8 protein-coding genes and 2 pseudogenes are annotated in these 10,181 nt (G+C 61.8%); 3 read left to right on the forward strand and 7 right to left on the reverse strand.

What is annotated here, in order from left to right; translation table 11 throughout:
• The coding region (locus ASF71_RS15040; RefSeq protein WP_304437955.1) for an MBL fold metallo-hydrolase RNA specificity domain-containing protein at positions 1-979 on the forward strand (979 nt) is incomplete at its 5' end.
• Between the two features lie 216 nt (positions 980-1,195).
• On the opposite strand, the gene ASF71_RS15045 is transcribed toward ASF71_RS15040, so the two are convergent.
• Positions 1,196-2,230 (reverse strand): chemotaxis protein CheB, encoded by a 1,035-nt coding sequence (locus ASF71_RS15045; RefSeq protein ID WP_056301803.1) that lies wholly within the window; start codon positions 2,228-2,230, stop codon positions 1,196-1,198.
• A 271-nt stretch (positions 2,231-2,501) separates the two neighbouring features.
• Here ASF71_RS15045 and ASF71_RS15050 point away from each other — a divergent pair.
• A pseudogene (locus ASF71_RS15050) lies at positions 2,502-2,696 on the forward strand (IS4 family transposase); the annotation flags it as partial.
• Positions 2,697-3,566: 870 nt separating this feature from the next.
• Here the strand turns inward: ASF71_RS15050 and ASF71_RS15055 are convergent.
• The 5 genes from ASF71_RS15055 to ASF71_RS15075 form a co-directional block, all read right to left on the reverse strand.
• A complete protein-coding gene (locus ASF71_RS15055) occupies positions 3,567-3,815 on the reverse strand; it encodes a hypothetical protein (RefSeq protein ID WP_056301807.1) in 249 nt (82 codons plus the stop codon).
• 54 nt (positions 3,816-3,869) lie between these two features.
• The gene (locus ASF71_RS15060) at positions 3,870-4,082 is read right to left on the reverse strand and encodes a hypothetical protein (protein ID WP_056301809.1); all 213 of its coding nucleotides are present in this window, start codon (positions 4,080-4,082) and stop codon (positions 3,870-3,872) included.
• A 102-nt stretch (positions 4,083-4,184) separates the two neighbouring features.
• Positions 4,185-4,643 (reverse strand): hypothetical protein, encoded by a 459-nt coding sequence (locus ASF71_RS15065; protein ID WP_056301811.1) that lies wholly within the window; start codon positions 4,641-4,643, stop codon positions 4,185-4,187.
• Between the two features lie 237 nt (positions 4,644-4,880).
• Complete coding sequence (locus ASF71_RS15070) at positions 4,881-5,186, reverse strand: hypothetical protein (RefSeq protein WP_056301814.1); 306 nt, start codon at positions 5,184-5,186, stop codon at positions 4,881-4,883.
• Between the two features lie 359 nt (positions 5,187-5,545).
• Entirely contained in the window at positions 5,546-5,959 is a 414-nt protein-coding gene (locus tag ASF71_RS15075; protein ID WP_156372861.1) for a hypothetical protein, read from the reverse strand.
• A gap of 1,432 nt (positions 5,960-7,391) precedes the next feature.
• Between ASF71_RS15075 and ASF71_RS15085 the strand changes: the two genes are divergently transcribed.
• Complete coding sequence (locus ASF71_RS15085; protein WP_056301820.1) at positions 7,392-10,010, forward strand: transposase; 2,619 nt, start codon at positions 7,392-7,394, stop codon at positions 10,008-10,010.
• Here ASF71_RS15085 and ASF71_RS25275 read toward each other — a convergent pair.
• Positions 10,004-10,181 (reverse strand): annotated as a pseudogene (locus ASF71_RS25275) (IS4 family transposase); the annotation flags it as partial. The gene ASF71_RS15085 and the pseudogene ASF71_RS25275 overlap by 7 nt on opposite strands.

Consider the following 10,181-nt stretch of genomic DNA (forward strand, 5'->3'; position numbering starts at 1 on the left):
TCTGGATGCACCGTACAACTTCCTAATCCCCTCGTTCGCGCTCGGTCGGGCGCAGGAGATCACCCAGATCCTCCAGACGAGCATGGCCAGTGGCCTGCTGCCCAGCGTGCCCCTGTACCTCGATGGGCTGACTCGGCAGATGACGCAGACCTACGAGGAGTTGCTGCCCCTCCTGCCCCAGGCCTTACAGAATCGTCGGAAGTCCAGTGGGCAACCCATCTTCTTGGGGGGCACCGTGACGCTTGTCGGGGATCGCCGGGACCGCGAGCGCATCCTGGCGTCGGACGGTCCGGCGGTCGTCGTGGCGTCGAGTGGGATGCTGCACGCGGGGGCCAGTCCAATCTACGCGCGGGCGTGGCTTCCGGAGGCGAGCAATGCCCTGTTCGTCGTGGGCTACCAGGATGCTGAGTCGCCAGGGCGCCGGCTGCTGGAGTTGCAGCAGGGCGGTGACGTGCTTCTGCCGAACGGACGTGGGGGCCGTGAGCCCGTGCCCGCCTATGCCCGGGTGGAACGTTTCTACCTCTCAGCCCATGCGGACCAGGGCGGCCTGCTGGGCATGATTGCCCGGTACCGGCCTGGCAAGATCCTCCTCACGCACGGGGATGTCCGGCCCCGGAACACGCTCGCGGGCTACCTAGACACGCGGCACGACGTGGCGCTGCCCAAAGCGGGGGAAGTCGTCACGCTCCGGGACAGTGGCCGGCGCCGCGGGGGGTTCCTGAACACCACCCCCAAGAAGCTTGAGGCGCTCAAGGAACGACACGCCCGAGGGAAGGTGGACGTACAGTACGACGCAGAGCGGCACGCGCTCGTCATTGAGCTGCCCAAGAGCCTGGACGCTTCGCTGTTCGGCGAAGGCGAGTACACGCTGGAGGTGCTGCGCGGCAAGCTCAGTCGCCTCAAGCTCAAGGAGCGCGACACGGATACGCTCGCTGGGCAACAGCTTGGAGGAGCAACTGAAGACCTGGAAACCGCGTAGGCTGGACGACCAGCTCGTCTACGATGACCCGTGCAGCGCGCAAGAGCTCGAACGAACTAGAGACCGATGGCGCAGAAGCGTAGTGCTGTGATCTAATCTTTCAACTCTGTGGATCAGTTATGCGGGACGTTTCAGCGCAGGCACTAGCAGGAAACGTTCCGCGAACAGGGATGAGGCTGGCGATAGTGCATCAGTCGGCCGCGATCAACTCACAACCTAAAATCTTCCTGGAATTGACGCCAAAGTCAGCGCGCCCTCTTCCTCTGGATGTTGGATGAACTGGCGCAATATGTTGCTTCGTGCCTCCAGCCGTCGTGCCTTGACCCATCGCCCAGCTTCAAGCGTCCCATCAAGCTGAATACTCTGACTCAACTGATCCAGTAACAGTACCTGCTCATCCAAGAGTCTTGCCGCACTCCACAACGCAGCCTCTGTCGCTTCCCCCAGCTCCGCGAGCAGGACCTCGGCCGTGAACGCATGTCCAGTGTGACAGCGGTAGCGGGTCAGCCCCGCTTCCTCAATCTGTCCCAGCACCCCATGACATTCGGGACAGGTCAGGAGGGAAGGGGACCCCATGACGCGCACTCCCTTCTCGAAGGTCCCGTGTCCCGCACTCACCTGAATTTCGGCCTGCAGCCGTTGACGTTGGTCATCATTCATCGGAGGTGGACCTCCTGAATAGGGGCGGTGGTTCAACAACTCGACCAGACGTAGGCCGATCTCCCGTGCTGGCAGGATGTCCTTAACCGCGACCTGGCGTAGAGCATTCAAAAGCATTTCAGGGGCCTCGGCTTCCTCCGGGTGTTGAATAAGGGCATAGCCCCCCAGTTGCTCAATGGTCCAGAGGCCAGAACTGCCATCGTTAAGCCTGCCGCTCAGGAGTACACCGATCACTCGCGCCTCATATGCTTGAGCGGCCGAGCGAAAGAGCACATCGATGGCGGGCCGGGCATGATTTTCTTTAGGGCCCTGTGAGAGATGAAGGTGATGACCGACGACAAGAAGATGGTGGTTGGGCGGAGCGACGAAGATGACCCCTGGTTCGAGGAGGTCACCTTGCCGAGCGTGGCGCGCAGGGAGTGGGCCGGCCTGGCTGAGAATCTGTGGCAAAGCGCTGGGCTGGTCTGCGGGTGTGTGGACGGTTAAGAGGATAGGCGCTGAGAAAGTTGCGGGAAGAGTGGGGACGAGGTCGAGCAGGGCGGGCAATGCCCCGGCAGAGCCACCGATGACGACCAAGCCGGGAAAATTCATCCCTTATGATGAGGTGAGTGGCGGGCGAACGAGCGTGGGGCACGTCAGGTCATCTTCATATGGATCAAGAAGGAGGAACATGATCTGAAACATTGTCCACGCCTGCGGCTGAGTATCGATCTCACCAGCATCCCAGAAATGGGACGCCAACCCACTGCTGTTCCTTCGCGTCGATAAGGAGGTCCACGAGATTCATTTGGTCATGCTCTCAGCACCTGACACTTGCCAAGAAATGACGCCCTAGACGCATTGCAGCATGACAAAGGGCAGTATCTGGGTGCCGCATCAGGGAAACAGTTGTACGGCTGGCCGCATCCTCCTAGTGGTTCGGCTGCTCGACGTGCTCCGCACCCGTCAATGGGCTATGGTGATCGCCGATCAGGAGTTTATCGGGCAAGCGTGGTGCTCATTCATGCTCTGGAAACGTATCCAGCAATGTGTACATATCCGCGAGAACACCCCCATTAGTGTCAAGTGCTGAGGCTTAGTCCTTCTGAGACGAGGCACGCGTGATCCTTATTGGCTAGATCGTTGCGTCCCAGTGAAGATGGAAGAGATCAGTACGCTTGTTTTGTCCTGATGTCTTGCCAGTTGCGCGTGGATGTTAGGTCTTCCTTTCGCCGATTACACCAGGAAGCCCCCATGGTCAGCAGGGCCCCACGCGCCCCGCTGGAGAACGTGCGAGAAAAATGCGGTTAGACCGACGAAGAGAGAAGCTGGGCCAATACAGGTCCTGTTCAGTCAGTGCTCTGGTCGCCTGCATAGGTTGAGAGGCGACGAGTCGTCCTCAAGTCCAATGAGGTCATCCAAGTCCCAGTGGCGCCAGTCCTATACACCCTCGACCGTAGCGGGGCGGGACGCTGACACTCAACACGGCAGGGCTCGCGGTACGCACGAGCAATCCGATCAGCGCAAGGGGTACGAGCGGCGCGTTCAGGCGTACGTGGCTCAGCACTCAACTCGCTCACCATAGCGAGGTGCCGCAGGCACAACAGCCCAATCAGCAACGCGACGAAGCAGAACACCCCAACTGTGAAACTTAGACCCCTGATCAACCGGTTCCCACAAGCCTGCACCTGACCCGCTGCACCAAAGTTGGTGATCCCCAGACCCACCAGGAATCACAGCGGCGATTGCCCGCAAAGGAGCTCCAGAGCAGGCTCAGGACCGTCAGGATCAGTCCCAGTCCATACAGCAAGTTGAACACTTGCACGGGCACTGGACTGAGCTTCACGGCTCCGGTTGTACCACGCCTTCCGAGCCTGTGCAGGGGCAGCTGCACGCCGTGTCCGAGCAGCAAAGGCCTCACTCCTCAGCCTCTTTGCAAGGTCAAGCCTCAGTCCAGCAAATCGCGGAACTGGTACTCCACCCAGCGTTCCAGGTTCTCGAACTTCATCTGGGGCATCGCACTGTCCCGGAACCCGGTCAGCAGCTGACGCAACCCCAGTAGCAAAAGACTCCGGGGTTCTCCAGAAGCCAGACCCAGCCGCACACGCAGGAGCAGCATTTCCATCGCCATCGACTCCAGCTGAAGGTTGGGTGCTGCGGTGCTCAGTGGGGTGTAGCGGGGCGCTATGTACGTCATGACACTCGTCTCCTACAGGGCATTTCCTGCCCTGGCAACGTGCTAGGGCGTCCCTTAAACAGCAACGCGGGTGGGCTCGGTTCGTGCTCCGGTCTGTTCGCGGCGGTAGCCCTGATGCCACTTGTCCCGACCCAGAATGCCGCACAGCCGCTCGCCCACTTCGTGCGTGACCTGCTGCGTTTCGACCAGCCGACCGACGAACGCTTGGTAGGCGGTCCAGGCAGTAACGGTGGCGGCATCGAACAAGACGGGCTGGTTCAGTTGCATATTGCAATCTTTACGAAACGCTTATTCCGCAGCCTGACAAACCTCAACCTTAACGCCACTTCTGGTGCCGAGCCCGTCCAGGTCCCGTCGCCTGTGGATCACTCAGGCCAGTGCAGGCAGGAAAAACCCAAACTCACGCGCGGGCGTCGCAAACCCCCAACACACCTGAAACGGCAAGAACACTGGTCCTCCGTCATCCAACCGCACGGTCACGTCGTGGACCACCTTGCCCCGCCCAAACTCATGCCTATCGCCTTGCCGGGCGAACCCACGCAACAGCAGATAGCTCCGCGGGTCCAACAACGTCCATGTCCCTCTAGGGGCAAGCTTTCCCGCCCAGGGCAGCTGCAGAGATTGCGGGGCACCAGCATTGTCTCTCCAGGCCACATTGACGCCCAGGACCTTAAAAGCAAGGTCACCTCTGTTGTGCAACTCGACGGTCAGCGCCGCGCCCTGTCTGTAGCGGTAACGGTCCTTGTCCAGGAACGAAGCGGTCAATTCAGCGCAACCTTTCCGGGTCAGACTCTGCTGCTGAATCACTTGCGGTTTCTTCGTCAACATGGGTCACCCTACGCCCAAAAGGCCCTGCCCACTCGCCCGGCCACCCGTATTGCATCTCCTTGGCGCTGGAGTAGGCGTATTCCTGCTGCTGGGGTGTACGCGGTCTAGCGCCGGAGCACCGGCCGGATCTGCATGGGGTCGGCGCAGGACCTGCACAAGCGCCAGCAGGTCCACGAGCGCCACATCGCCTCTTTTGCAGCGAGTGGATGCCCTCCGGGAGCGCATCACGGCTCAGGTTTACGAGCGGGGCCGATTGGCCTCCCGACGTTGCGCCTCCTGTCGCCTGCTCTCCGCGTCCGTCGCCTCGGCCGCCGAATCCGCTTCCTCGTCAGGAATCCCAATGGACAGAACTTCGGCACCGTCAATCACCAGCAGGGTGTGTCGCCGTGTTCCTCCCAACCCCACCGCCACTGCGTTCTTCAGGACGACCACTCGACTAAATCCTGCCTCCAGACGCAGGGTTTCGCCGAGTTGTCCATCCTCCCCGCCATTCACCAGTTCACCCGTGTAGAGCAACTGCTTCGCTTGAACTTGGACTTTCATGTTTCGCCTCCCTTCAGTATCCCGCCCCAGAGGGCGACCCCATGCTCGACCTCGCCGCGTCCTTCCTCCTTACCCCAGCGGCCTCCTAATGTCCGGGTCTGACGGCAGCCGGAAGTGCACGCCCGAGCTGCTGCTCCAGGCCTCCAGGCCGCGCCGGACGGCCTCACCCACCCCGAGGCCTGAACTCGCAGCGGCAGCCGCTGGCCGACCGCCAGTGCCGTGCTCTGGCACCTGGTCGACACCGGCCGCGCCCACGCCATCCCTGCCAGCCACGGCGCCCGCTGCGTCTACCGCTTCCAGGGGGTGGGTTAATGCGTCGCGCCAGCGTCTTCCAACCCCGGCAGGAAAAAACCCATGTCTTAGCCCGGCGTCGCAAACCCCCAGGACACCTCGAAGGCCAAGTGCAGGGGCCGGGGTTCATCCAGATGCACCACGACCTGGTGCACGGTGCCCTCCATCCCAAACCCACGCCGTTGACGCTGACGCGTCAGGGCCATCAGCACATCGAAGCTCCGCTCATCCAGAAGGGTCCAACGCCCTCCGGGTTCCACCACACCGGGGCGGTACCAGTGAAAACTGGTGCTCGCGATCAACCAATTGACTTCGATGTCCTGAATGCGCAGGGGCACCGAACCCGTGTTGAGCAGGGTCAGTTGAGTCGCTGCCGCAGCTCCGAAGCGCAGCTGATCCATGGTGCGGGTCGCAGCCCACAACTCGCAGCCCTCTTCTCCCAGCAACCGGCGCCATTGACCCAGCTTCTCAGGAGGCAACATGCACTTTCATATAGCCCCTGCGGGTCCGGAACATGTGCTGACCTGTCGTCGTTAAGGGAGAGACAAGGCAGGAGACAGCAGATCAGGTTCCATGTCCCCTCTCGTGGGTCCCAGCACGTCAGCCACCTGTGGGAACTGAGGCGTCACCAAGCCCCGTCCAATGGATTGAGGCCCTCGGGTTCGGTGAATCTCAGAGCCCGTCTCCTGGCTCTCTGGTACGCCCGGGTCCAGACCTCCTTGGCGCACGGATCAGCAGCGTATGCACCCGCTTCGGGACTCAGCCGACCTTGGGCGACCCACGACTGGACGAGCGCAACGTACTGCCGCCAAGCGAACTCCGCTTCCTGTTCAAGGTGATCCGCACGCCATGTGGAAGCGTTCATCTTCACAGTCTTACCGGGAGGCTTGGTCTTTTCCAGTGCGGCCCAGTGGGGCGCCTCTGGAGAGGCGGTCCTCTCGTGACGGCCCTCACCAGCACCACCGGAAGCGCCGGCACGAGCATGGGCATCTGCCCTGGCAAACGTGGCCTGAAGGTAGGTGCCCTGTGAGGCTGCCACGCCGGAGAGCTCAAGCGCGGCGACCTGCCCGCCCTGGTCCTGGCGACCGCGCACGCCCAGGCCCAGACCGAGGTCGACCTTCTTGCCGACCAGGATTTGGATCTTCTCGCTCGCGCCGAGCTTCACGCCTGTGCGGGCGGCCGTGGCCTTGACGCTCAGGGTGCCTCAGCCGGGCAAGCCCACGGTCTTGCCAACGCGCACGGCCTCGACCGTGCTGTCTAGCAGCGCGCTCATCTGTTTCTTGCTCAGGCTGATCTTGTCAGCGACTTGTACGAGCTGGGTTTGGGCGACCTATTGCCCTTGGTCAGCGCTCCGGCGGTCTTGCTGCCTACGGATTTTTTCGTCATGCTGCCTCTTGAGCACAACGGGCTGGAGCAGATATAACGCGACCCAGCATTTTGGATATTGGAAGGGTCACGAGAACCCACGCTGCCCAGCCTAGGGGGCCACCCGCCCCATCACCATCTCATAGGCCTGGATGTGAGCGCCTGAGCGCCCGCCCGTGAGCTTACTTCGTACGCACGACCGAGTAGGAGAAGTTGTTCGAGCTGACGACGCCTGCCGGCGCGCGCAACAGCATCGACCCGGTTGTACCCGCACTGACTCCTGTCCTGAGATAACTGGTCGAGTACGGCTGATACCCCAATGTCAGAGCAGTGCCAGCGGTCAGCACACGAGGAGCAAGCTGGTAGCTCCCGTTGAGCGCCGTAAACATCGAGCGGTAGTTCCAACTCAAGTGCTGGTACGCGGGACTGATGCCCGCGACAGCATCATCCGTATAGTTGGCGACCGTCCAGTCCCGCAGGTAGCTCGACTGACATCTTGCAGTTTTGGGAAAAGCCGTCTGGAACGCACTTTTGGCCCCATAGTGGGGTGTGAACCCAAAAGAACTGCGTTCCAGACGGCTCTATTCTGACATCCTGCCCTGCTTYTCCCGCAAGCAGCATCGGGAGTCCTTCGAGGTCTTCCTCGACCTGCTGTTRGATGGTTCCGGCCGACCGCTGCCGGAACGGGCCACKGTCAAGTCCCCCTCGGCCCTCAGCCGCTTTCTCAACCACGCMGGCTGGGACACCCGGCACCTCTGCCGGGTGTTGCGTCGGCACGCCCTCAAGACCGCGCAGGACTGGTGGCGAGCGTCACCCCATCAGCGTCCCCGGCTGGARCTGCTGGTCGACCTGACGAGCTTGGAAAAGACCGGCCAGTTCGCTGAACTGGCCGATTGGGTCCACACCTCCCACGGCGTCCGGGGGGTCCACCTGGTCGTGCTGTACCTGTGCTGCGGGGAGCTGCGCCTCCCTTGGGCTTTTCAAATCTGGCGAGGGAAGGGCAAGGCGTCCCCCGCCCAACTCGCCCTGAAGTTGCTCCGGACCGTCCCGGCCACGTTACTGAAGGGCAACCGTCGGCCCCGTCTGCATGCAGACGGGGGCTTCGAGAGTGCCGAGTTCATTCGCGGCGTGCTCGCACGAGGTCTGGACATTGTGGTCGGGGTGCGCTGCACCCGAAAACTCGAGGATGGGCGGCAGGTCCGTGACCTGATGGTCCGGGAAAGTCTGGTCAAGCCCATAGGGCTTGACCAGACCATGTGCATCTCCTGGGTATGGCTCTACCGGAACACCGAGCCGGAACAACGGACCCATACTCTCCAACGACGGGTCACAGGAGCCAGTGAAACTCCCCCACTGCTTCAGACGCTCGGTACAGGTCAACCGCCGCCCGCGCCCATTGGGTTCGTGTGGCAGACCAAGGACGGCGGCGTCTTCCTGCGGGAGACCCCCCAGGGCAACGTGCTGAGCAAACTTCCGAACACTACCCGCCTTCAGTTGCTGCGCTATGAGCCCAAGCGGGGGCTGTACGCAGTCCGCACCCCTTCTGACCTGCAGGGCTGGGTACCTGCCAGCCACCTCAAGATTCCCCCGACAGCCCTGGCCGGGGACGCCAACCTGAAGTTTTACGTGCCCCAGGAAGGCGAAGGCGTGTTCAAGGTGATCGCTGCCCAGTACGGCGCTACCGAATTCAGGCAGGACGCCAGGTACTTCACCAACGTGCTGCGGGCCGTCAACAAACCCGAAGCCTTCAAAGTGACCAACCCGAAGTACCAGGGCTTTCTGGAAGGCGCGGTGGAGACCACCCTCACGGCGATCACCGCCGGCCGTGACGCCAATGGGATTCAGCTGAAGGGCGTGACACCCTTCTGGCTGCCCAGCCCGGCGGCGGCGGCCAAGATCAAGGTGCCGAGTTGCAGCTTCAGCAAAGGGGTCATCGACACCACCCGGCGAACCTTTGGCACCGCCGGGGAACAGGCGCTGTATACCGGCGCTTTCATGACCGGCATGCAGGTGGGCGTTTTGAAAAACCTCTGGGACGCCCTGGTCGGCCTAGTGGACCTGGTGAAATTACCTATCAGCATCATCAGGGCCATCTACAACGTCATTCAGACTGCACTGCAGGGGAACCTCATGGCCAAGATCGGGGAGATCTACACCTTCCTAGTGGAGGGCGGGCTCAAGCAGGTCGCCAACCTCCTCGTGGCTGAGTTCAAGGCTGGGTGGGACAACAAGAACCCCCTGAAAGCCTGGGAATACCGGGGCCAGGTCATCGGGTACGTGGCCACCGAGATCCTGACGACCTTCATTCCCATCGCGGGGCTGGTGCTCAAAGCCGCCAAGGCAGGCAAGGTGATGGCCTTCCTGAGCAGCAAGTTTGGCTGGATCAGCGAGGCGGGCCGCAAAGCCATGGCGATGCTCGACAAGGTACAGGTCAAGTGGCCGCCACCCGGGATGAGTCCGCAACTGGCGGCAGCAAACGGGTTGACCTTTACCGCCCCATCCCAACAGGTCAGCCTGGGAGCGGTACTGCGCAAAGCGGGGAAGAAGGTTTTGGACGCTGCGGGTCTGCCCGTCAAGACCGTGCTGACGAACAAAGCGGACATCATTGAGGCGCTGTACTGGAAATACCCCAACTTCAATGCGGTCAAGGGCGTGATCGGCAGTACGGTCAACCCGGACGCGCCACCGCTCGGGTACCTGTATGCCAAGTTGCCGTTCAACGGCAAGACTGTGGAGTACCTGTATCTGCCTGGCGAAGACGCCGGCAAGGTGCCACTGCTGGTGATCAAGAATGGCAAGGTGGACTTCGACCTGCCTGGGCGGCTCACCCTGACGCGCAAGGTGGACAGCAAAGGTGTGACCTTCGATGAGCCCTCCTTCACGCCCGGCTACCGGATGGCGAGCATGTACGCCCAGGGGTTCAGGAAAGTCCTGAACGGGGCGAATGGACATAGTCAGCTGCATCATCTGATTCCTGACAATGTGGCGCGCGCGCAGCCGCTTTTCCAGGAGGCCATGAAACGCGGGCTGTTTGGCCTGGATGAGCAGACCAACATCGTTGAGGTCGCCGAGGATGCGGCCAGCCTGAAGACCGCGCAGACTCTGTTCCAACAGGGTCAGACCTCCACCCTGCTCCCGCCGCTCGTCCACCGGGGGCCACCTCAGTAGATGACAACTTCATTTTTTACTGCTCCTGACGCTGAAAAGGGCTGATGATCGCCTCCAGAAAGGTCACCAGTCATTCTGGTTTCCAGCGCAGGGCATCGTTCAAATGCTGTGCGCCGTGCCGAACGGTGCTGACGGCTCGACGTCCATGTTTCAGGATGTGGATCGGTCGGG

This window comes from Deinococcus sp. Leaf326 (assembly GCF_001424185.1).
GTDB lineage: Bacteria > Deinococcota > Deinococci > Deinococcales > Deinococcaceae > Deinococcus.